We start from the raw sequence: 21,614 nt of genomic DNA on the forward strand, positions 1-21,614 counted from the left end.
TGGCATTAACCGACTGGAAAACCGCCCCGCGGATGTGGGATTGGACGACCAGCCGTGTCAACGTATGGCAATCGGGGCCGGCCTTAGTTCCCCGGGCGGCCAGCGACTACAATCGCGCCCATGCTGATCGTCATTCCGGGCGCCTTGCCCGCCCTTCCCGTTGCCGCCGAACTGGCCAAGCTCCTGTCCCAGCGCGCGCCCACGCTGCACCGCTGGCTGCAAGCCGCCAGCGCCCGGGTCCAGGCCCACGACATCCGCGCCTACGGCTGTACTCCCTTCGAATCCTGGCAGCTGGACCGGGCGGGCTACGCCCCCGAACCCGGCCTGCTGCAAGGCGCCGGCCTGGGCCCGCTGCTGGCTGACGACTCGGCCGGCAATGGCCCCGTCTGGCTGGCCGAGCTGGTGCACCTGGCCCTGGGCACCGACCAGGCCACGTTGCTCGACCCGGCCCAGATGGACCTGCGCGACGAAGAAACCGCCGCGCTGCTGGACACCGCCCGCCCGCTGTTCGAAGGCACCGGTTTCACCGTCCAACCGCTGTCGGCGGCGCGCTGGCGCCTGCAACTGCCCGACGGCCTGCGGCCCCAGACCGCCAGCCCGCTGGCCGTGGCCGGCCAGCGCCTGAACGACTGGTGGCGCCAGGACACCGAAACCCGCCCCTGGCGCCGCCTGCTCAATGAAATCCAGATGGCCTGGCACGAGCATCCCGTCAACGACGCCCGCGCCGCGCGCGGCCTGCCGCCCGTCAATGCCCTGTGGCTGTATGGCGGCGGCACGCCGTGGCCGCAGCGCCCGGCCGCCCCCAGCGCGCACGTGCTGACCGCCCTGGACGCTCCGCAACGCGCGGGCGACTGGGCCGCCTGGCTCGATGCCCTGGCTGAACTCGATACGCAGCTGCAACCGCTGGCCGGCCCCAACGGCGTGCCCGCCACGCCCACCGAACTGCTGCTGCTGGGCGACGACCGCAGCGCCGCCCTCACCCTGAAACCGCGCGGGGGCCTGCTGGGCTTGCTGCCCGCCCCCAAGAAAAACTGGAGCGCCTGGTGGTCTCACCCCGCTTAACCATCCGCCGGGCCGACCTGTCCGCCTGCCACGTCCTGGAAGCCTCGGGCATCCACCCCCTGCTGGCGCGCCTGTGGGCCGCCCGCGGCGTCACCCATCCCGACCAGACCAAGCTGGCCTGGCCGTCACTGTTGCCGCCCGCCGGCCTGACGCATTCGGCGCACGCGGCCGGCGTGCTGGCCGACGCCATCCAGGCCGGCAAGAAACTGCTAATCGTGGCCGACTACGACTGCGACGGTGCCACCGCCTGCGCCGTCGGCCTGCGCGCCCTGTCGGCCATGGGCGCCGACGTCGACTTCCTGGTGCCCAACCGCTTCGAGACCGGCTATGGCCTGTCGCCCGCCGTGGTCGAACTGGCCTGCCGCCACCGCAGCGGCAAGCCCGACATCATCATCACGGTGGACAACGGCATCGCCAGCGTCGACGGCGTGGCCGCGGCCAACGACGCCGGCATCGGCGTGGTCATCACCGACCACCACTTGCCCGGCGACACGCTGCCCGAGGCCCTGGCCATCGTCAACCCGAACCAGCCGGGCTGCGGCTTCCCGTCCAAGAACCTGGCGGGCGTGGGCGTCATCTTCTACATGATGCTGGCGCTGCGCGCCGAGCTGCGTCGCCGCGGCGTCTACGCGGCCGATGGCGGCCCGCGCCTGGACGCGCTGTCCGACCTGGTGGCCCTGGGCACGGTGGCCGACGTGGTCAAGCTGGACGCCAACAACCGCCTGCTGGTCACCCAGGGCCTGCAGCGCATGCGCAGCGGCCGCCTGCAGCCAGGCCTGCGCGCCCTGTTCGCCGTGGCCGGCCGCGAACCGCGCACCGCCAACGGCTTTGACCTGGGCTTTGCCCTGGGCCCACGCATCAACGCCGCCGGCCGCCTGGCCGACATGAGCCTGGGCATCGCCTGCCTGACCACCGACGACGAAGCCCAGGCGCTGGAAATGGCGCGCGAACTCGACAACATCAACCGCGAACGCCGCACCATCGAAGCCGAAATGCGCGAACAGGCGCTGGCGGCCATGGAAGAACCCAACGCCTCGGCCGGCGCCACGGTCTGCGTGTTCGACCCGGGCTGGCACCAGGGCGTGGTGGGCCTGGTGGCCTCGCGCCTGAAAGAAAAATTCTGGCGCCCCACCCTGGCCTTCGCCCCCGCGGGCGGCGACGAGATCCGCGGCTCGGGCCGCTCGATTCCCGACGTGCACCTGCGCGATGCGCTGGACCTGGTGTCCAAACGCCACCCCAACCTGATCCGCAAGTTCGGCGGCCACGCCATGGCGGCCGGCCTGACGCTGGGCAAGGACGATTTCCCCGCCTTCGCTCCCGCCTTCGATGCCGCTGTACGCGAACTGACCGGCCGCGACACCTTCGAACCCGTCATCGAAACCGACGGCTCGCTGGAATCGGGCTATGCCAACGCCGAAGTGGCCGGCATGCTGCAGCAGCAGGTCTGGGGCGCAGGCTTTGCCGCGCCGCTGTTCCTGGACGAATTCGTGGTGCGCAACCAGCGCCTGGTCGGCGAAAAGCACCTGAAGCTGTCGCTCGAACGCGGCCACCAGCGCTTTGACGCCATCTGGTTCGGCCACGACCAGTCGCTGCCGGAACACATCCAGGCGGCGTACCGGTTGGAACAGAACGTGTGGAACGGGATGGTGTCGGTGCAGTTGGTCATCGAACACGCGGGTTGAGAGCCCCCACGCCGCGCACGCTACGCGCGCTTGCTGCCCCCCAAGGGGGCGCTTTTGCCTTGGGGCGGCCCGGCGGCAAAAACGCCCCCACGCCGCGCACGCTACGCGCGCTTGCTGCCCCCCAAGGGGGCGCTTTTGCCTTGGGGCGGCCCGGCGGCAAAAAAACATCCTAGCCCCCGCCGGCCACATAGCAAGGGCGCTTCCCTCCGGAAGCGTCCTTGCCACATCAAGCCCCGCGCGTTACTTGTTGACCAGCTTGGCCGGTTGCGCCAGCGCCACCAGCGCGCCCACCACCAGGCAGCCGGACAGCATGTACAGGCCGGTGTTGGTGGTGCCGGTCATGTCCTTGAGCCAGCCCACCAGATACGGGCTGACGAAGCCGGCCAGGTTGCCCACCGAGTTGATCAGCGCGATGCCAGCCGCGGCGGCGGTGCCGCCCAGCAAGGCGGTCGGCAGGCTCCAGAACAGCGGCAGCACCGTGCAGATGCCGATGTTGGCCACCGTCAGCGCCAGGATCGCCAGCACCGTGTTGCCGCTCCAGATGGCCGAGAACAGCAGGCCCAGCGCGCCGAACAGCGCCGGAATCGCCACGTGCCAGCGGCGTTCGCGGTTGCGGTCCGAGTTGCGCGCGATCAGGATCATGCCGATCACCGCGAACAGGTTCGGCACCGCGGTCAACAGGCCGATCGCCAGCGGGCTTTGCACGCCGGTGCTCTTGATCAGCGTCGGCATCCAGAACCCCACCCCGTACAGCCCCATCACGAACGAGAAGTAGATCAGTGCCATCGCCCACACCCGCGGACGGGTCAGCGCGGCGCGGATCGGCGGATCTTCCTTGTTCTGTTCTTCGGCCGCGATATTGCGGATCAGCACGGCCTTTTCGTTGGCGGTCAGCCACTTGGCCTTGTTGATGCGGTCGTCCAGGTAGATCAGCACCAGCACGCCGATGATCACCGACGGAATGCCTTCGAGCAGGAACAGCCATTGCCACCCGGACAGGCCGTGGTCGCCATGGAAGGTGCTCATGATCCAGCCCGAGATCGGGCCGCCGATCAGTCCGGACATCGGCACGGCCGTCATGAAGAAGGTCGTGATGCGGCCGCGGCGGGCGGCGGGATACCAGTAGGTCAGGTAGAGGATGATGCCCGGGAAGAACCCGGCTTCGGCCGCGCCCAGCAGAAAGCGCAGGAAATAGAACATGTGCACGCTGGTCACGAACATCATGCAGGCCGAAATGATGCCCCACGTGATCATGATCCGCGCGATCCAGACGCGCGCGCCCACTTTATGAAGAATGATGTTGCTGGGAATCTCGAACAGGAAATAGCCGATGAAGAATATCCCTGCGCCCAGGCCGTAGACCGTCTCGCTGAATTGAAGCTCCTGCAGCATCTGCAGTTTGGCAAAGCCCACATTGACGCGGTCCAGGTAGGCCACGACATAGCAAACCACCAAAAGCGGCACCAGCCGCCACCCCACCTTGCGGTAGATCCGGTCCTCCTCAGCCGCCGGGATCGCCGGCGAGACCCCGGGGGCCATAGTGTGTTCCATCAACGTCTCCTCCTCTAACGGGATAGGCCGGCTGGTCGCCGGCATCTTGCGCGGTCCCGTTCCCCGGGCAGGGGACGTATGGGCCGGCCACCAAGCCTAGAATCCCGCAGTTGACAAAAAACTGAACAACTCGCCGCTCTGCGCGCAAACCCCTAGAAGGCATTTCCGACCAATCCGTCCCCTTTCTTGCCCCCCCGGCCCGCAAGCCGGCTCCATCCACGGTAAAATGCCAGGTTTCGCACAAAAGTCATCAGACAGGATCATCATGGAAGCCGAACGTCAGAACCAGCTCGCAGCCCGCCTCGCCGACTACGCGGAGCGCGAACAGGCTCTACGGAGGTATCTTTGACTACGATGCCAAAACTGAACGCCTGCAAGTCGTAAACGCCGAGCTCGAAGACCCGGCCGTCTGGAACGACCCCAAGCACGCCCAGGACCTGGGCCGTGAAAAGAAAGCCCTCGAAGACGTCGTGGAAACGCTGACCGGCCTGGGCACGGGCCTGGCCGACTCGAACGAACTGTTCGAACTGGCCGCCGCCGACAACGACGACGCCACGCTGGAATCCATCGAATCGGACGCCGACGCCTTCCAGGAAAAACTGGAAAGCCTCGAATTCCGCCGCATGTTCTCCAATCCGGCCGATCCCCTGAACTGCTTCCTGGACATCCAGGCGGGCGCGGGCGGCACGGAAGCGCAGGACTGGGCCTCGATGCTGCTGCGCCAGTACCTCAAGTACGCCGAACGCAAGGGCTTCAAGGCCGAGATCCTTGAAGAATCCGAAGGCGAAGTCGCCGGCATCAAGTCCGCCACGATCAAGATCGAAGGCGAATACGCCTTTGGCTACCTGCGCACCGAAACCGGCGTGCATCGCCTGGTGCGCAAGAGCCCGTTCGACTCGTCGGGCGGCCGCCATACGTCGTTTGCCAGCGTGTTCGTCTACCCCGAAGTCGACGATTCCTTCGAAGTCGAAGTGAACCCCGCCGACCTGCGCGTGGACACCTACCGCGCGTCCGGCGCGGGCGGCCAGCACATCAACAAGACCGACTCGGCCGTGCGCCTGACTCACATGCCCACCGGCATCGTGGTGCAGTGCCAGAACGACCGCTCGCAGCACCGCAACCGCGCCGAAGCCATGCAGATGCTCAAATCCAAGCTCTACGAGCTGGAAATGCGCAACCGCATGGCCGAACAGCAGAAGCTGGAAGACTCCAAGACCGATGTGGGCTGGGGCCACCAGATCCGTTCCTACGTGCTGGACCAGAGCCGCATCAAGGACCTGCGCACCAACGTCGAAATCTCGAACACGCAGAAAGTGCTGGACGGCGACCTGGATCCCTTCATCCAGGCCAGCCTGAAGCAAGGCGTCTGAGTTTCCCGCTAGTTCCGCCCACCGCACCCAGAGGGTCCACGAATGTCTGACACCATCGCAATTCTCACCGGCGCTTCGCGCGGCATCGGCGCCGCCATGGCGCGCGGCCTGGTCAAACCGGGCACGCGCCTCTTTACCCTGGCGCGCCGCGAAGACCCCGAGCTGGCCGCCTACGCCCGCTCGCAGGACGTGCAGCTGGAACAGCTGTCCGTGGACCTCTCCGACCTGGCTGCGGCCGATGCCGCCGCCCAGCGCATCTGTGGCGCCCTGCCGCGCGACGCGCGCCGCTACCTGCTGATCAACAACGCCGGCACCGTGCACCCCGTGTCCGGCACCGACGCGCTGATCGACGGCCCGGCCATCGCCGCCGCCTTCAACCTGAACGTCACGGCCGTGATGCTGCTGACCGCGCGCTTTCTGGCTGCCGTCGAAGACCTTGCCGCCGACCGCCGCGTGCTCAACATCTCGTCCGGCGCGGGCCGCAATCCCAACGCCGGCTGGGGCGTGTACTGCGCCACCAAGGCCGCGCTCGACATGTACTCGCGCGTGGTCAAGCAGGAACAGGGCGAAGGCGGCGCGCGCATCGTCGCGCTGGCCCCCGGCATCGTCGACACCGACATGCAGGCCGCCATCCGCGCCAGCGATCCCGACGCCTTCCCGGCGCTGGCCAAGTTCCAGGACTTCCACGCCACCGGCAAGCTGTCCTCGCCCGCCAACGTGGCCTCCCGCATCCTCGCCTACCTGGACCGCGACGATTTCGGCACCACCGAAATCGACGACATCCGCAATTACGACTGATCCCCGACCATGACCGACCACACGACCGCTCCGGCAACCGCCCAGGATGAAAACCGCTTGATCGCCGAACGGCGCGCCAAGCTGGCCAAACTGCGCGAAACCGGGGTCGCGTATCCCAACGATTTCGTTCCCGACGCCCGCGCCGCCGCCCTGCACGACAAGTACGACGGCGAGGAACAGGAAGCCCTGGCCGCCGCCGCCGTCACCGTCAAGGTTGCCGGCCGCATGATGCTCAAGCGCGTCATGGGCAAGGCCAGCTTCGCCACCCTGCAAGACAGCACCGGCCGCATCCAGATCTACCTGGACCGCGGCACGCTGGGCGAAGACAACTACGCCGCGTTCAAGCAATGGGATATCGGCGACATCATCGCGATCGAAGGGTCGGTCTTCAAGACCAACAAGGGCGAACTGTCGGTGCACGCCGCCACGGCGCGCCTGCTGTCCAAGTCGCTGCGTCCGCTGCCGGACAAGTTCCACGGCGTGGCCGACCAGGAACTGCGCTACCGCCAGCGCTACGTCGATCTCATCATGACCGACGCCACGCGCCGCACGTTCGAAGCGCGCAGCAAGGCCGTGGGCAGCATCCGCCAGTTCATGCTGAACGCCGGCTTCCTGGAAGTCGAAACGCCGATGCTGCACCCGATTCCGGGCGGCGCGGCGGCCAAGCCGTTCGTCACGCACCACAACGCGCTGGACATGGAAATGTTCCTGCGCATCGCGCCCGAGCTTTACCTCAAGCGCCTCATCGTCGGCGGCTTCGAACGCGTGTTCGAAGTCAACCGCAACTTCCGCAATGAAGGCGTCAGCCCGCGCCACAATCCGGAATTCACGATGATGGAATTCTATGCAGCCTTCGCGGACTACCGCTGGCTCATGGACTTCACCGAAGAACTGATCCGCCAGGCCGCCATCTCGGCCACCGGCAGCGCCGTGCTGACCTACCAGGAACGTGAGCTGGACCTTTCCAAGCCGTTCGACCGCCTGACCATCTGCGAAGCCATCCTCAAGTACGCGCCCGGCTACACCCAGGCCCAACTGGACGACCCCGCCTTCGTGCGCACCGAGCTCAAGAAGTTCGGCGTCGACGCCGACGGCCCGGTCCTGGCACGCGCCGGCCTGGGCGCGCTGCAGCTGGCGCTGTTCGAGGAAACCGCCGAAGCCAAGCTCTGGAACCCCACCTACATCATCGACTACCCGGTCGAAGTCTCGCCGCTGGCGCGCGCCTCCGACTCGCGTGAAGGCATCACCGAGCGCTTCGAGCTGTTCATGACGGGCCGCGAAATCGCCAACGGCTTCTCCGAACTGAACGACCCCGAAGACCAGGCCGAACGTTTCCGCTCGCAGGTCGAGGCCAAGGACGCCGGCGACGAAGAAGCGATGTACTACGACGCCGACTACATCCGTGCGCTGGAATACGGCATGCCCCCCACGGGCGGCTGCGGCATCGGCATCGACCGCCTGGTCATGCTGCTGACCGACAGCCCCAGCATCCGCGACGTCATCCTCTTCCCGCACCTGCGCCGTGAAGACTAAAACGCGCGCCGCATCATGATCTTCAAGATCCTGATGCTGGCCGCGGTCGTGGCCGCGCTGTTCTACATGGTGATGCAGCCGCGGCGCGGCCGTGGCGGCTATGCCGCCGGCCCGGCGCCCGTGCGCCGCTCGCCGCTGTTCATTGCCCTGTGCCTGGCCGCCGCGCTGGGCCTGTCGGGCGCGCTGATCACCGCGGTGATCTGGATGGGCAGCGTCGCCGGTGGCGTCACCGGCGGCGGCTATCACGGCGAAGCCGACTTCCTGCTCACCATTGCCGGCGCCCTGCTGGCCATCGCCATCGCCTGCGGCGTCGGCGCCTTCCTCAAGCGCCGCGGCTGACGCGGCGCATCTCCTTCCCAAAAGCCGCTACGCGCGGCGCAAGGCCCCGGCCAGGCGCCGCATGGCCGTCTCGATTTCGTGGGCGCTCAGCGACGCGTAGCCCAGCAGCCACCCCTGCTGTTGCACCGGCCCCGCATACAGGCGGCTCAGCCCCGGCAACGCCACGCCGGCCGCGGCCGCCCGGCGGATCGTGTCCACCTCGGACCAGCCCGGTTCCAGCAGGCAGGGAATCTGCAATCCCCCTTCGGGCCGCACCGCCCGCGCCACCCCCTGCAAGTGGCGCGCCACGGCGTCCAGCATGACCTCGCGCCGCGCCGCATACAGCTTGCGCATGGCGCGCACATGCGAGTTGTAGTGCCCATCGTCCATGAAGCGCGCCAAAGTCAGTTGCAGGATCTGCGGCGTGTGCCCGTCGACGATGCTGCGCGCGCGGCTGAAGGCGTCCACCAATTCCTCGGGCAACGCCATGTACCCCATCCGCAAGCCCGGAAACAGCGTCTTGCTGAACGTGCCGAGATAGATCGTGCGGCCGTGCTTGTCCAGGCCCTGCACGCAGGCGGTCGGCAAGCCGTCGTAGTGAAATTCGCTGTCGTAGTCGTCTTCGATGATCCACTTGCCGGTTTCACCGGCCCAGCGGGTCAGTTCCAGCCGGCGCGCCAGCGACAGCGTCGCCCCGGTGGGGTATTGATGCGACGGCGTCACGTAGACGCAGGCGGCGCCGCTGCGGTCGGCGCGCAGCAAGTCCGTGCGAATGCCCTGCGCGTCCACGTCGATCGGCACGATGCGGGCCTCGGCGAATTCGAACGCCTTGCGCGCGCCAAAGTAGCCGGGGTTCTCCAGCAGAATCGGCTTGCCGGCGTCGGCCAGCAGTTGCGCGCACAGGAACAGCGCCTGGCGCGTGCTGCTCAGCACCACGATCTGGCGCGCCGTCACCTTGGCGCCGCGTTCCAGATTCAGATATGTGGCAATCGCCTTGCGCAGCGGCTCGGCCCCCTGCGGATCGCCATGCAGCAACACATGGCCGCGATGCTCCTTGAGCACCTGGCGTTGCAGTCGCTCCCAGACCTCGGTGGGAAACGTCCGCGTCTCGGGCAGCCCGGTGGCGAACGGCTGGATCGCCTGCTGGTCGGCCACGCCGCCGCTATCGAAGATCGAACGGCCTCGCCGGCTCAGGCCTTCCCCAGGCGAGGCCACCGTGGCTGCACGCGGCGGGGCCTTGGCGCGCCGGCCGGCCGCCCCGCGCAGGTCCGCGCCAAGAGTGGCGGACACGTAGCTGCCCGAGCCCTTGCGACGGGAAATGAAGCCGTCGCGGTGCAGCTGCACGTAGGCATTTTCGACCGTGTCCCGCGCCACGCCCAGCGACTGGGCCAGCGTACGCGTCGCGGGCAGCTTCACGCCCGCGCCCAGCGCTCCGTCCAGGATCAACGCCCCCAGCGCACGCTGGATGCGCTGGTGCAGGTCCAGCCATTGAAGATCCGCATCGGCCATGCGGATCTTCAGGGTTTCCAGTTCGAATGCCTTGCTCATGCGGTCTGCCTGAAAGCCGCGCAATGAAGTGTCGCGGCAGGCCATTCTAGGGGACAGAAACATCGGCCGCAATGTGGACAGCCGGAAAAAGTGGTCTGGTGGTATCTAAAGAAGCATAGGGCTTCAGTAGTCCATTACGGCGCTATAAAACGACTTTCCCTCCAACCTTCCCCTCTCCAGGCCGGCCCCTACGCCATGTATTCCCCCGTCTCTCGCCCCGCCCTGCAATGGCGCGACCTTCTGCATCCCGTCATCGCCGGCCTCATCTCGGTCATCGTCAACTACGGCGGCACGTTCATTCTGGTATTCCAGGCCGCCAAGGCGGCCGGCCTGGACCCGGCCCACACCGCCTCGTGGGTCTGGTCCATTTCCATCGGTGTGGGCGTCACAGGCATCCTGCTCAGCTGGGCCACGCGCGAACCCATCATCACCGCCTGGTCCACGCCCGCCGCCGCCTTCCTGGTCACGGCCCTGGCCACCACGCCATACGCCGAAGCCGTGGGCGCCTACCTGATCTCTGCTGCCGCCTTCGTCGTGCTGGGCCTGTCCGGCTGCTTCGAGAAACTCATCCGCCTGATTCCTCCCGGCGTGGCGGCGGGCCTCCTGGCCGGCATCCTGCTGCCGTTTGGTATCGGCGCCTTCGGCGGCATCAGCCTGGACCCCTTGCTGGCAGGCTGGCTGATCCTGGCCTATGTGGTGCTCAAGCGCTTCACTGCCCGCTACGCCGTGGTCGGCATCCTGGTGTCGGGCCTGGCCCTGCTGCTGCTGCAGAACCGCGTCGACCTGTCTGCCCTGACACTGACGCTGGCCGCGCCCGTCTACACCTCGCCCGCCTTCTCGCTCAATGCCGCGCTCAGCGTCGCCCTGCCGCTGTTCCTGATTACGCTGACGGGCCAGTACATGCCCGGCATGCTGGTGCTGCGCAACGACGGCTTCAAGACCCGCGCCAACGGCATTGTCACGGTCACGGGCCTGGGGTCGCTGCTGATGGCGCCCTTCGGGTCACACGCCTTCAATCTGGCCGCGATCACGGCCGCCATCTGCACCGGCCGGGAATCCCACGAAGACCCGTCCCGGCGCTGGGTTGCCGGCATCGCGGCGGGCGTGTTCTACATCGTCGTCGGCGTCTTCGGGGTCACGCTGGCGGCGGTCTTCATGGCGTTGCCCGCCACCTTCATCACCACGCTGGCCGGCCTGGCCTTGCTGGGCACCATCGGCGCCAGCCTGGCCGGCGCGCTGGCCGATGCCAAGACGCGCGAGGCCTCGCTGATCACCTTCCTGGCCGCCGCGGCCAACATCAAACTGTTCGGCATCGGCGGCGCGTTCTGGGGCCTGCTCATCGGTCTGGCCGCCCACGCCCTGCTCAACGGCCGCCTGCCGACGCGCACCCGCTACACTGACACATCCATCGCCGCCCCCGCGGCCGCCAAGGACATGGTGAAGTAATGCAACCTGACCTGCCCCCCACCGACGACACACAAACTCGCCATGATCAGCACGGCCGCTATCCGCAGGCGCTGACCGTCGAAGACTTCCGCCACAACCTCGCTGCCGTGCACGCACGCATCCAGGCCGCCTGCGAGCGCGCCGGCCGCGACCCGCGCGACGTGCGTCTATTGCCCGTCAGCAAGACCATGGACGAATCCCGCATCCGGCTGGCCTACGCCGCGGGCTGCCGGCTGCTGGGCGAAAACAAGGTGCAGGAAGCCCTGCGCAAATGGGAAGCCACCACCGACCTGACCGACCTGCGCTGGTCCGTCATCGGCCATCTGCAGACCAACAAGGCCAAGGTGGTCGCCCGTTTCGCGAGCGAGTTCCAGGCCCTGGACAGCCTGCGCGTAGCCGAGGCGCTGGACCGCCGCCTGCAGGCCGAAGGCCGTTCGCTGGATGTGTTCGTGCAGGTCAACACGTCCGGCGAACCCAGCAAGTACGGCCTTCCCCCCGAAGAGGCCGCCGCCTTTGTCCGCGCCATGCCGGCATTCACCGCGCTGCGCGTGCGCGGGTTGATGACGCTGGCGCTGTTCTCCAGCGAAGCTGTGCGGGTACGCCAGTGTTTCGTGCTGCTGCGCAGCCTGCGCGAGCAATTGCGCCAGGACGCGCCCGCGGGCATCGCGCTGGACGAGCTGTCCATGGGCATGTCGGGCGACTTCGAAATCGCCATCGAAGAAGGCGCCACCGTGGTGCGCGTGGGCCAGGCCATCTTCGGCGCCCGCGCCTTGCCGGACAGCCACTACTGGCCCACCGGCGAATAGCCGAACCGCCCCTTAGCCCAAGGGCCAGCGGCCAGCTTCTGGCGGCAGGCCCGGCAGGCTGGCCACCAGCATTTCGTCGATGAACGCGGCGGGCGCCAGCCGGCCGTCCGGCTTGTACCACTGCACCGTCAGATTCATGGCGCCCAGCACGCAACGCTTGATCACCCGGGCGTCGCCCCGCAGCAGGCCCGCCGCCACCGCCGCCGCCACCACCTGCTGCCACATCGCTTCATAGCGGTCGCTCAAGCCCTTGACGCTGGCCTGGCTGGGCGCCGACAGGCTGCGCCATTCGTACACCAGCGCGTTCATCGCGTCGCCCCCGGCGCCGTGCAGCATGCTCCACATATGCACCCGGAACAGCGCCGCCAGACGGTCGGCTGGCGCCTGGTAGTGATCCAGCGCCTGGCGGCCACCATCCAGCACTTCCTGGATGCCGTTGTTCATCACCGCCACCAGGATTTCTTCTTTGCTGCGGAAATGATGGAACAGGCTGCCCGACTGCAAACCCACGGCCCGCGCCAGTTCGCGCACCGTCGTGCGTTCGTAGCCGTGCTGGCGAAAGAGGCGTCCGGCCGTCAGGATCACCTCGTCGCGGCGCAGCGATTCCGCCCCGTCCTCGTGGCTGGCCGGTACGTCCCTGGCTGGCCGGCTCATAAGCGTTCGATCACCGTCGCGGTCGCCATGCCATGGCCGATGCACATGACCTGCAGGCCGAACTGGCCACCCGTGGCGCGCAGCCCCGCCAACATCTTGGCCATCAGGCCCGCGCCCGTCGCGCCCAGCGGATGGCCGTGGGCGATGGCGCCGCCCCACGGATTCACGCGCGCCGGGTCGGCATCCAGGCTACGCTGCCACGCCAGCACCACGCTGGCAAAGGCCTCGTTGATCTCGATCCAGTCCATGTCCTGCAGGCGCAGGCCGGCACGCGCCAACGCCTGTTCGGTGGCGGGAATCACGCCGGTCAGTTGCAGCACCGGGTCCGAACCGACCGCCACGCGGGCGCGAAAACGCGCCTGCGGACGCAGGCCGTCGGCCAGCGCCGCCTGCCGGTCCGCCAGCAGCACGGCGGCCGCGCCATCGGCCAACTGGCTGGCCTGGGCCGCGGTGACATTACCCTGGCCCGGCGGGCGCAAGGCCGGCGCCAGCGTGGCCATCTTGGCCGGGTCCGCCCGTTCGCGAATGCCTTCGTCGCGCAGCGGCAGCCCCGCCGGCCCCGCCAGCAGTTCGCTATGCCAGCCAGCCGAGGCCGCCGCCCAGGCACGGGCGTGGCTCTGCACCGACCACGCATCCATCTCGGCGCGCGTCAGCCCCCATTGTTCGGCGATGCGTTCCGCGCTTTCGATCTGATGCACCAGCGGATAGCGCTGCAGCAGCCCGGGGTTCAGCGAATCGAACCCGCGAAACTCACCCTGCCCCAACGTCACGTCCAGGAACATCGGCACGCGGCTCATGCTTTCCACCCCGCCCGCAACGACATAACGCATGTCGCCCGCGGCGATGGCCTGCGCCCCCATGTGCACCGCCTGCTGGCTGGACCCGCACATGCGGTTCAGCGACAGGCCCGGCACCGTCTCGGGCAAACCCGCCAGCAGCGCCGCCAGGCGGCCGATATTGGCGCCCTGCTCGCCGGCCTGGCTGACGCAGCCGGCCAGCACGTCCTCGACCTGGCCAGGCGGCAGGCCGGCCCGCCCCAACAAGCCCTGGATGGCATCGGCCAGCAAATCATCGGGCCGCCTGTCGGCCCAGCGGCCGCCACGCCGCCCGAAGGGCGTGCGCACGGCCTCCACAATCACCGCTTCGTTCATGCCGGTGTCTCCTCGGCGTACAGCCGCTCGATATCGTCCGCATAACTGCGGTAGATGCTGGCGCGCCGTACCTTCATGGTCGCGGTCACCTCGCCATCATCGTGGTCCAGTTCCTTGGTCAAGAGATGAAAGCGCTTGATCTGCGCCACCGGCGCCAGCCCGGCATTGGCGCGCGCCACCTCGCCCGCCACCAGCTCGCGCACCTCTGCGCATTCGGCCAGCGACCGGAAATGCGTAAAGGCGATGCGCCGCGATTCCGCCCATTTGCCCACCGTGTCGAATTCCAGCTGGATCAATGCTGCGACAAAGCGGCGGCCATCCGCGACGATCACGCACTCCTTCACATAGGGGCTGCTCTTGACCGCGTTCTCGATTTCCGACGGCGTCAGGTTCTTGCCACCGGCCGTGATCATGATGTCTTTCAGGCGATCGACGATGCGCAGGCGTCCGTCCTGCACCGCGGCCACGTCGCCCGTGTGCAGCCAGCCGTCCCGCACGGTATCGGCGGTGGCCGCGTCGTTCTTGTAGTAGCCGGCAAACACCATGTCGCCGCGCACCTGCAGTTCATCCGCGTCGCCCAGGCGCCAATCGACCCCCAAAATCGCCTCGCCCACCGTACCCACTTTGACGCGATCCGGATGCTGGCCAAAGATCATGCCCGCCGATTCGGTCAGGCCATACACCTCTACCAATGGCACACCGATCGTGCGGAAATACCGCACCACGTCAGGGGCAATGGGAGCCGCCCCCGTCATTGCCACCCCGACCCGGCGCAGGCCGATGAAATTCTGCAAGGCTCGCAGTACCAGCACGTACCACAGCGCATAGGTCAGCCTTTCGCCCACGCTGCGTTGCCGCGCGGATTTTTCCAGGAACGGCGTGCAGGCGGCCACCGCCCGCCGATACAGCCATTGCTGCAGCCGGCCCGCTTCCTGCATCTTGATCGAGATCGACGCGTGCAGCTTTTCCCAGATGCGCGGCACGCCCAGGAACACCGTGGGCGCCACCTCGCGCAGATCTTCCTGCACCGTGCGGATCGACTCGCCGAAATTGACCTGCGCCCCCAGATAGATCGGCACGAAGGTCGACAGCATCTGTTCGGCCACATGGCACAGCGGCAGGTACGACAGGTGCACGCTGCCGGCATCCATCGACAGTCGGTCGGCGATGCCAGGAGCCACGCCGCGCATGTTGCGGTAGCTCAGCATCGCGCCCTTGGGCTTGCCCGTGGAGCCGGACGTGTAGATCATCAGCCCCAGGTCATCCAGCTGTTGCGTGTCCAGCCAGGCATTGAGCGCCTCCAGCCCGTCGGTCTCGCGCCGCAGGCCTTCCGCTTCGAGTTCGGCGAAGGCAACGATGCGCGCACGTTCGGCGGGCGGATACGAGCGCAACCCCTTGGTTTCCATCACTACAATGCGGCGCAAAAGCGGCAGCCGGTGCGCCACCTGCAATACCTTGTCGGTCTGTTCCTGGTCTTCGCACACCACCAGTTCGACGTCGGCATGTTCCAGCACGTAGCCCATTTCCTCGGCCGGGCTGGTGGCGTACACGCCCACGGCCACGCCACCCACCGCGCCCGCGCCCAGCTGCACCAGCAGCCATTCCAGGCGGTTGTCGGACACGATGGCCACCCGGCCGCCGCGAGACAGGCCTTCGGCCTGCAAGCCCAGCCCCACGCGGCAGGCCCGCTGCCAGTACTGCGCCCACGACACCGGCTGCCAGATACCGAAGTCCTTCTGCCGCACGGCAATGCCGGCCGGCTGGCGGCGCGCCTGTTCGCGCAGCATCTGCGGCAAGGTCAGCGCCGGCCAGAGACCGTCCGCCGGCCGCGAAGCATCGGGCGCCGTCATGACAGCCAGCGCTTGCGGCGCTTGTAGTGCTTGATATCGCGAAAGCCGCGGGCCTCGCCCGAGCCGCCCACGCCCAGGTAGAACTCGCGCACGTCCGGGTCCGCCGCCAGCTTGTCGGCCGTGCCGTCGATGACCACCTTGCCCGTTTCCATGATGTAGCCATAGTGGGCCACCGCCAGCGCCACCGACGCGTTCTGCTCGACCAGCAGCATCGACACCCCCTGTTCGCGATTGATCCGGGCAATGATCGAGAAAATCGTTTCCACCAGCATCGGCGACAGCCCCAGCGACGGCTCGTCCAGCAGCATCAGCTTGGGCTGCGCGATCAGCGCGCGGCCGATCGCCAGCATCTGCTGCTCGCCGCCCGACAGATAGCCCGCCAGGCCGCGGCGACGCTCGTGCAGCCGCGGAAAATAGCCATAGACCAGGTCGAAATCCACCTTGGCGCCGGGCCGCCCGGTCAGCGCGTAGGTCGCGGCCACCAGGTTCTCTTCCACCGTCAGGTCCTCGAACACGCGGCGCCCTTCCATCACATGCGCCAGCCCCGCGCGCACCAGGTTCTGCGGCCGCGCGCCCGCCGTATCGCCGCCATCGAACGCGATGCGGCCACGCACCAGTTCGCCGTCCTCCAGGTCCAGCAGGCGCGACACGGCCTTCAGCGTGGTCGACTTGCCCGCGCCGTTGCTGCCCAGCAGCGCCACGATGGCGCCTGTCGGCACCGACAGCGACAGGCCGCGCAGCACCTGCACCGCCTTGTTGTAGACGACCTCGATGTTGTTGATGTCCAGCACCGCCGCGGGCGGCGCTGGCGTCGTTGCGACGATTCCGGGTATCACGGCCGCCTCACTGCAGCACGATCCAGTCCGACGCCGGCACCATCTGCTTCTGCTTGGTGTCCGCGCGATAGATCCGGCCCACGGGAATGGAATTGCCCTTGATCGAGATCGGCACGCCGATCAGGCCACCGGTGTCGAAGTCCTTGATGCCTTCCAGCGCGGCCTTCATGTTGGCGCTGGTCAGCTCTTTACCCGCATCCAGCGTGCGCTTGGCGACTTCGGTGAACAGCATCGCAGCCAGGAAGCCCTGCATGTAGCCCGTGCTCTGGTACTGCGGCCGCATTTCGCGGATCTTCTTGAGCATCGGCGCATCGGCCGCGTCGTCATAGTAGTAACGGTAAGGCATCACGCCCATGAAGCCTTCGGCGTCCTCGCCCATCTGCATCACGGTGGAATTGTCCATGGTCCAGAACGTGCCCATGTATCGCGTCTTCAGGCCCATGCGCTTGCCCTGGCCGACGAATTCCGGAATCGGCGCCAGCACGTAGCCATGGAAAATCGTGAAGTCCGGATCCGCGCGGCGCAGCTTGATCACCTCGGTCGATACGTCCACGCTGCCGGGCGGCGTCATGATCTCGGTGGCCACCGTCAGCCCCAGCTTCTGCGCCACGGCGCGCGAACTCGCAATCGGGTCGCGTCCGAACTCGGTGTCCGAATACACGAACGCCACCTTGGCCCCCGGCTTTTCCTTGGCGATGTAGCGCAGCAGAATGCCGAACATCTCGGTGTAGTCCGGCCCCAGCATGAACTGCGCCGGATACTTGGCCGGATCGTTCAGTTCGGTGGCGAACGAGGCGCCCGTCATCAGGATGCTGCCCGCGCGGTTCAGTTCGGCGTTGATGGTCTTGGAAAACCCGGTCGAATCGCCGTAGTAGAAATTCACCTTGTTCTGGCTGGTGATCTTCTTGAAGGCCGCCACCGACGCATCCACCTTGTAGGCCGTGTCTTCCGGCACGTAACGCACCTTGCGGCCCTTCACCCCGCCCTGGTCGTTGATGATCTTCACGTAGTCGGTGATGCCGGCATGGATGCCCTGCCCGGCAAACGCGAACACCCCGCTCAGCGGAATCGAGCCGCCCAGCACCAGGTCTTCTTCGGCGTGGGCCGCGGGCGCGGCCGCCATGGCCATCGCCACGCCCAAGGGCGCCAGCAACTTCGATAAACCGCTGCCTATCCGGATGCGCTTCATGTTGATGTCTCCTGGTTCTCTGGGTGCGCGGCCGCCGTCTAGGTGCGGAATGGCCACAGGTGGAAGTAGCGGCGCACGCGGCGCCAGATTTCCGCGAGCCCGTGGGGCTCGAAGATCAGAAAGCCCACAATCAGCAGGCCGAACACGATCGTGCGTACGGGCGAAATCAGGCTCAGGGCATCGCCCCCCACCGGCAGCCAGCCCACGATCAGCTTGAGCAGTTCGGGCACCATCGTCATGAACACGGCGCCCAGGATGGAACCCAGGATCGAGCCCATGCCGCCCACGATGATGGCAGCCAGAAAGAAGATCGACATGATCAGCGGAAAGCTCTCCGGCGTGACCACGCGAAAGAAATACGCCCACAGCCCGCCCGCCACCCCGGCATAGAACGACGACAGGCCGAACGACAGCAGCTTGTAGCGCAGCAGGTGGATGCCCAGCACTTCGGCCGAGATATCGCGGTCGCGGATCGCGATGAACGCCCGGCCGATGCGCGTACGAAACAGATTGGCCGCGCCCAGCACCATCAGCACGGTCAGCGGCACGATCAGCCAATAGATCTTGAACGACGTGTCCAGATCCATGCCCAGGATGCGGGCGGGCGGCACCTGCAACCCGCCGGTGCCGCCGGTGAACTGCCAATTGGCGAAGACGAAATGTGCAATGAACGACGCCGCAATGGTCGATATCGCCAGGTACAGCCCCTTGACCCGCAGCGACGGAATACCCACCAGCAGGCCGCCCAGCATTGCCACCACGCCCCCGCCCAGCAGATTGACCAGCACCGGCGTGCCCAGGCGCAGTTCCATCACCGCCACCGTGTACGCGCCCAGTCCCATGAAGGCCGCCTGCCCCAGGCTCACCAGGCCCGTGTAGCCCGTCAGAATGTTCAGGCCCGTCGCGCTGGCCACATTGATGGCCACCAGGCAGGCCAGGTACAGCCAATAGGCGTCCGCCACGAACGGGAACAACACTAGCGATGCCGCCAGCAGCGCCAGCCACAGCCGCTGCGTGCGGGTATCGAACAGCGCCTGGTCGGCCAGGTACGTCTCTTTCGCGGTCGCGATGCGCATCGGCTACAGCCTCTCGATCTCGCGGGTGCCGAACAGCCCATAAGGCCGCAGCATCAGCACCACCACCAGCACCACGAAGGTCGCCAGCAATTTGTATTCGCCGCCCAGATAGGCGCCGGCCCAGGCTTCCAGCAAACCGATGAAGATCCCGCCCACCAGCGCGCCCGCCACGCTGTCCAGGCCGCCCACGATCACCACCACCAGCACCGACAGGCCAAATACGCCCATCGACGAAGAAATGCCGCCGATCGCGCCCACGATCACTCCCGACACCGCGGCAATCGCGCCCGCTGCCGCCCACGACAGCGAAAACACCCGCGGCACGTTGATGCCCATCGCGTAGGCCGCGCCCTGGTCCGATGCCGTGGCGCGCAGGGCCACCCCGCCGCGCCAGTAGCGAAACACGGCCAGCACCAGCAGCACGAACGCCACCGCCACCCAGAAGCCGTAGAACACCTTGGGCGCCACGAAGGCCTCGCCCACCATCACCGGTGCGCGCGGCATGAATTCGGGCAAGCGGCGCTGGTCCGCCGTCCAGATCAGCTCCACCACCCCCACCAGGATCGACGCCAGCCCCACCGTGATCATGAACACCGAGATCGGCGATTCGCCCAGCATCGGCCGGATCGTCAAACGCTCGACCAGCGCGCCCAGCGCCGCCGACACGCCTACCGCCCCCGCGATCGCCAACCACACCGGCCACGCCATGCCGGCGGCAAAGGCGTAGAACACATACGCGCCCAGCATCAGGAATTCACCGATGGCGATGTTGACCACCCGCGTCGCCTTGTAGACGATCACGAACGCCAGCGCCGCCAGCGCATACAGCCCGCCGCTGCCCAGCCCGGCCAGCGACACTTCCAGGAAGAACAGCCCGTCCATCAGGCCGCCTCCCGCAGCCGGCGCCGCAGGTCGCCCACGTCGCCCGCGCCCAGATAGGCCTTGATGACTTCCGGATCCGCCTGCACCTGCGTCGGCGACCCATCGGCGATCACCTGGCCGAAGTTCAGCACCACCACGTGGTCCGACAGGTCCATCACCATGCCCATGTCGTGCTCCACCATCAGCACCGTCACGCCCCATTCGGCGCGCGCATCCAGGATGAAGCGCGCCATGTCATCGGTTTCCTCGCGGTTCATGCCGGCCACCGGCTCGTCCAGCATCAGCACCTTGGGGTTCATCGCCAGCGCGCGCGCCAGTTCCACGCGCTTTTGCAGCCCGTACGACAGCGCCGCCACCGGCGCATGGCGGATGTGGTCGATCTCCAGGAAATCGATGATGCGTTCTTCGATGTCGGCGCGCAGCGCCATTTCCTCGCGGCGGGCGCGGCCCAGGTACAGCAGCGCGTCCAGCACCGTGCTGCGCAGGTGCGCATGGCGCCCCAGCTTGATGTTGTCCAGCACCGTCATGCCGCGAAACAGCGCAATGTTCTGGAAGCTGCGCGCCAGCCCCAGGCGGGCCCGTTCGGGCGCGGCGACGCGCGTGATGTCGCGTCCCAGAAAGCGGATCGTGCCTGCGGCCGGCCGGTAGAACCCGGAAATGGTGTTGAACAGCGACGTCTTGCCCGCGCCATTGGGGCCGATGACCGTGGTGATGGACCCCGGCGCCACGCGAAAGCCCACGCCGCTGAGCGCCTTGACCCCGCCGAACGCCAACGTGACCCCATCCACCTCCAGCAACGGAGGGCTGTCGGATTGATCCACCTTTGTCTCCTCGCTGTGTCGCGAAGCTGTTTTTCTAATGGCGGTGAATCAGCGTAGCCCCGAGGCAGGCGATGCAGCGAACCTGTCTTTACCTACGCTGGTACAGCGCCGGAAAATCGTTCTATGCGTTACGCTTGCCGTGCGGATGGTCAACCAAGCAAGCGCTCGGTTCCGACCATAGCATCGTGGTTTTTGGATCGAAAGTTGGTATTTACCCGATAACGGAGACAGGCCATGACCCCTTCCCTTCCGATCTTTCCAACGCTGCTTCTTGATGCCGGCGATGGCATCGCCACGCTGACCTTGAACCAGCCCAACGCGCTGAACGCCATCAGCGTCGCCATGGCGCAAGACCTGCAACGCGCCGCGCAATGGCTCGACACGCAGGCCGATATCCGGGTGGTGCTGCTGCGCGGCGCGGGCAAGGCCTTCTGCGCAGGCGGCGACATCGCGATGTTCGAAGGCGGCGCCGATGCCGTGCGCGGCAAGCTGCTCGATCTCTTCACGCCGCTCAACGATTTCCTGTCGCGCATCGCGCGCATGGACAAGATCTGGCTTGCCCAGGTGCACGGCGTGGCCGCGGGCGCCGGCCTGTCCCTGGTGCTGGCCTGCGACCTGGCCATCGCCGATGCCGACACGCGCTTCATGACCGCCTATCTCAAGCTGGGCGCCACCCCCGATGCCGGCATGACGCATGGCCTCATGCGTGTGGTGGGCCCCAAGCGTGCGCTCGACCTGCTGCTGCGCCACGATGCCTTCACCGCCGCCGACGCACAGGCCTGGGGCATCATCACCCGCAGCGCCCCCGCGGGCCAGCTCGAACCGCAGGCGCAGGCCTACGCCCAGGCCATCGCCAGCCATGCACCGCACGGCATCGCCGGCGCCAAGCGCTTGCTGCGCAGCGCCGCGCAGGCGTCGCTGGAAGCGCAATTGGCCGAAGAAACCGCCACCTTCCTGGCATCGGCCCGGCGCGACGATTTCACCGAAGGCGTCACCGCCTTCCGCGAGAAACGTGCGCCGCGCTTTCAGGGCCGCTAGGCG

19 protein-coding genes are annotated in these 21,614 nt (G+C 67.3%); 9 read left to right on the plus strand and 10 right to left on the minus strand.

Features of this window, described 5'->3' with window-relative positions; translation table 11 throughout:
• Positions 1 to 120: 120 nt before the first annotated feature.
• Both HV798_RS14380 and recJ read left to right on the plus strand, forming a co-directional pair.
• Positions 121 to 1,062, plus strand: a complete 942-nt coding sequence (locus tag HV798_RS14380; protein WP_175192067.1) for a hypothetical protein — start codon at positions 121 to 123, stop codon at positions 1,060 to 1,062.
• Complete coding sequence (gene recJ, locus HV798_RS14385) at positions 1,044 to 2,744, plus strand: single-stranded-DNA-specific exonuclease RecJ (protein ID WP_175192066.1); 1,701 nt, start codon at positions 1,044 to 1,046, stop codon at positions 2,742 to 2,744. Before HV798_RS14380 ends, recJ begins: the two co-directional genes overlap by 19 nt.
• A 240-nt stretch (positions 2,745 to 2,984) precedes the next feature.
• Here recJ and HV798_RS14390 read toward each other — a convergent pair whose 3' ends face one another.
• The gene (locus HV798_RS14390; RefSeq protein ID WP_175192065.1) at positions 2,985 to 4,295 is read right to left on the minus strand and encodes an MFS transporter; all 1,311 of its coding nucleotides are present in this window, start codon (positions 4,293 to 4,295) and stop codon (positions 2,985 to 2,987) included.
• A 265-nt stretch (positions 4,296 to 4,560) separates the two neighbouring features.
• On the opposite strand from HV798_RS14390, the gene prfB reads away from it, so the two are divergent.
• From prfB to HV798_RS14410, 4 genes are all read left to right on the plus strand, one after another.
• Positions 4,561 to 5,665, plus strand: a protein-coding gene (prfB, locus tag HV798_RS14395) for a peptide chain release factor 2 (protein ID WP_175192064.1) whose coding sequence is annotated in 2 segments (ribosomal slippage) — positions 4,561 to 4,641 and positions 4,643 to 5,665 — 1,104 coding nt in all. Because the reading frame shifts where the segments join, the coding sequence is not laid out codon by codon here.
• 42 nt (positions 5,666 to 5,707) lie between these two features.
• Entirely contained in the window at positions 5,708 to 6,463 is a 756-nt protein-coding gene (locus tag HV798_RS14400) for an SDR family oxidoreductase (protein ID WP_175192063.1), read from the plus strand.
• Between the two features lie 9 nt (positions 6,464 to 6,472).
• On the plus strand, positions 6,473 to 7,996 hold the full coding sequence (gene lysS / locus HV798_RS14405; RefSeq protein WP_025136016.1) for a lysine--tRNA ligase: 1,524 nt from the start codon (positions 6,473 to 6,475) through the stop codon (positions 7,994 to 7,996).
• A 15-nt stretch (positions 7,997 to 8,011) separates the two neighbouring features.
• Positions 8,012 to 8,335 carry a preprotein translocase subunit TatB gene (locus tag HV798_RS14410; protein ID WP_175192062.1) on the plus strand — a complete coding sequence of 108 codons (324 nt, stop codon included), beginning with the start codon at positions 8,012 to 8,014 and terminating at the stop codon, positions 8,333 to 8,335.
• 27 nt (positions 8,336 to 8,362) lie between these two features.
• Here the strand turns inward: HV798_RS14410 and pdxR are convergent, their stop codons facing one another.
• Positions 8,363 to 9,862 carry a MocR-like pyridoxine biosynthesis transcription factor PdxR gene (gene pdxR, locus HV798_RS14415; protein WP_175192061.1) on the minus strand — a complete coding sequence of 500 codons (1,500 nt, stop codon included), beginning with the start codon at positions 9,860 to 9,862 and terminating at the stop codon, positions 8,363 to 8,365.
• 195 nt (positions 9,863 to 10,057) lie between these two features.
• Between pdxR and HV798_RS14420 the strand changes: the two genes are divergently transcribed.
• Together HV798_RS14420 and HV798_RS14425 are read left to right on the plus strand one after the other, a co-directional pair.
• Complete coding sequence (locus tag HV798_RS14420) at positions 10,058 to 11,308, plus strand: benzoate/H(+) symporter BenE family transporter (RefSeq protein ID WP_175192060.1); 1,251 nt, start codon at positions 10,058 to 10,060, stop codon at positions 11,306 to 11,308.
• Positions 11,308 to 12,114, plus strand: a complete 807-nt coding sequence (locus tag HV798_RS14425; protein ID WP_175192059.1) for a YggS family pyridoxal phosphate-dependent enzyme — start codon at positions 11,308 to 11,310, stop codon at positions 12,112 to 12,114. The genes HV798_RS14420 and HV798_RS14425 overlap by 1 nt, the downstream gene beginning before the upstream one ends.
• Before the next feature lie 12 nt (positions 12,115 to 12,126).
• Here the strand turns inward: HV798_RS14425 and HV798_RS14430 are convergent, their stop codons facing one another.
• The 8 genes from HV798_RS14430 to HV798_RS14465 are packed head-to-tail and all read right to left on the minus strand — an operon-like array spanning position 12,127 to position 20,549.
• Complete coding sequence (locus HV798_RS14430) at positions 12,127 to 12,768, minus strand: TetR/AcrR family transcriptional regulator (RefSeq protein WP_025136011.1); 642 nt, start codon at positions 12,766 to 12,768, stop codon at positions 12,127 to 12,129.
• Positions 12,765 to 13,919, minus strand: coding sequence for a thiolase family protein (locus HV798_RS14435; protein ID WP_175192058.1), 1,155 nt, complete (start codon positions 13,917 to 13,919; stop codon positions 12,765 to 12,767). The genes HV798_RS14430 and HV798_RS14435 overlap by 4 nt, the downstream gene beginning before the upstream one ends.
• Positions 13,916 to 15,769, minus strand: coding sequence for an AMP-dependent synthetase/ligase (locus HV798_RS14440; RefSeq protein ID WP_175192057.1), 1,854 nt, complete (start codon positions 15,767 to 15,769; stop codon positions 13,916 to 13,918). Before HV798_RS14440 ends, HV798_RS14435 begins: the two co-directional genes overlap by 4 nt.
• Positions 15,766 to 16,560: an ABC transporter ATP-binding protein gene (locus HV798_RS14445; RefSeq protein WP_025136008.1), complete on the minus strand. Its 795-nt coding sequence runs from the start codon at positions 16,558 to 16,560 to the stop codon at positions 15,766 to 15,768. Before HV798_RS14445 ends, HV798_RS14440 begins: the two co-directional genes overlap by 4 nt.
• A 52-nt stretch (positions 16,561 to 16,612) precedes the next feature.
• Entirely contained in the window at positions 16,613 to 17,794 is a 1,182-nt protein-coding gene (locus tag HV798_RS14450) for an ABC transporter substrate-binding protein (RefSeq protein WP_025136007.1), read from the minus strand.
• A gap of 38 nt (positions 17,795 to 17,832) precedes the next feature.
• Positions 17,833 to 18,870 (minus strand): branched-chain amino acid ABC transporter permease, encoded by a 1,038-nt coding sequence (locus HV798_RS14455; protein ID WP_175192055.1) that lies wholly within the window; start codon positions 18,868 to 18,870, stop codon positions 17,833 to 17,835.
• A 3-nt stretch (positions 18,871 to 18,873) separates the two neighbouring features.
• Entirely contained in the window at positions 18,874 to 19,752 is an 879-nt protein-coding gene (locus tag HV798_RS14460) for a branched-chain amino acid ABC transporter permease (RefSeq protein ID WP_025136005.1), read from the minus strand.
• Positions 19,752 to 20,549, minus strand: a complete 798-nt coding sequence (locus HV798_RS14465) for an ABC transporter ATP-binding protein (protein ID WP_369797636.1) — start codon at positions 20,547 to 20,549, stop codon at positions 19,752 to 19,754. Before HV798_RS14465 ends, HV798_RS14460 begins: the two co-directional genes overlap by 1 nt.
• A gap of 258 nt (positions 20,550 to 20,807) precedes the next feature.
• Here HV798_RS14465 and HV798_RS14470 point away from each other — a divergent pair, with 258 nt between their 5' ends.
• Entirely contained in the window at positions 20,808 to 21,611 is an 804-nt protein-coding gene (locus HV798_RS14470; RefSeq protein ID WP_175192054.1) for an enoyl-CoA hydratase/isomerase family protein, read from the plus strand.
• Positions 21,612 to 21,614: the final 3 nt, after the last annotated feature.

The sequence above is a fragment of the Achromobacter deleyi genome (assembly GCF_902859705.1).
Taxonomy (GTDB): domain Bacteria; phylum Pseudomonadota; class Gammaproteobacteria; order Burkholderiales; family Burkholderiaceae_B; genus Achromobacter; species Achromobacter deleyi.

Coding starts and splice junctions, on each gene's coding strand:
- HV798_RS14380 (WP_175192067.1), top strand. CDS start 121: ATGCTGATCGTCATTCCGGGCGCCTTGCCCGCCCTTCCCGTTGCCGCC.
- HV798_RS14390 (WP_175192065.1), bottom strand. CDS start 4,295: ATGGAACACACTATGGCCCCCGGGGTCTCGCCGGCGATCCCGGCGGCT.
- HV798_RS14400 (WP_175192063.1), top strand. CDS start 5,708: ATGTCTGACACCATCGCAATTCTCACCGGCGCTTCGCGCGGCATCGGC.
- lysS (WP_025136016.1), top strand. CDS start 6,473: ATGACCGACCACACGACCGCTCCGGCAACCGCCCAGGATGAAAACCGC.
- HV798_RS14410 (WP_175192062.1), top strand. CDS start 8,012: ATGATCTTCAAGATCCTGATGCTGGCCGCGGTCGTGGCCGCGCTGTTC.
- pdxR (WP_175192061.1), bottom strand. CDS start 9,862: ATGAGCAAGGCATTCGAACTGGAAACCCTGAAGATCCGCATGGCCGAT.
- HV798_RS14420 (WP_175192060.1), top strand. CDS start 10,058: ATGTATTCCCCCGTCTCTCGCCCCGCCCTGCAATGGCGCGACCTTCTG.
- HV798_RS14425 (WP_175192059.1), top strand. CDS start 11,308: ATGCAACCTGACCTGCCCCCCACCGACGACACACAAACTCGCCATGAT.
- HV798_RS14430 (WP_025136011.1), bottom strand. CDS start 12,768: ATGAGCCGGCCAGCCAGGGACGTACCGGCCAGCCACGAGGACGGGGCG.
- HV798_RS14435 (WP_175192058.1), bottom strand. CDS start 13,919: ATGAACGAAGCGGTGATTGTGGAGGCCGTGCGCACGCCCTTCGGGCGG.
- HV798_RS14440 (WP_175192057.1), bottom strand. CDS start 15,769: ATGACGGCGCCCGATGCTTCGCGGCCGGCGGACGGTCTCTGGCCGGCG.
- HV798_RS14450 (WP_025136007.1), bottom strand. CDS start 17,794: ATGAAGCGCATCCGGATAGGCAGCGGTTTATCGAAGTTGCTGGCGCCC.
- HV798_RS14455 (WP_175192055.1), bottom strand. CDS start 18,870: ATGCGCATCGCGACCGCGAAAGAGACGTACCTGGCCGACCAGGCGCTG.
- HV798_RS14460 (WP_025136005.1), bottom strand. CDS start 19,752: ATGGACGGGCTGTTCTTCCTGGAAGTGTCGCTGGCCGGGCTGGGCAGC.
- HV798_RS14470 (WP_175192054.1), top strand. CDS start 20,808: ATGACCCCTTCCCTTCCGATCTTTCCAACGCTGCTTCTTGATGCCGGC.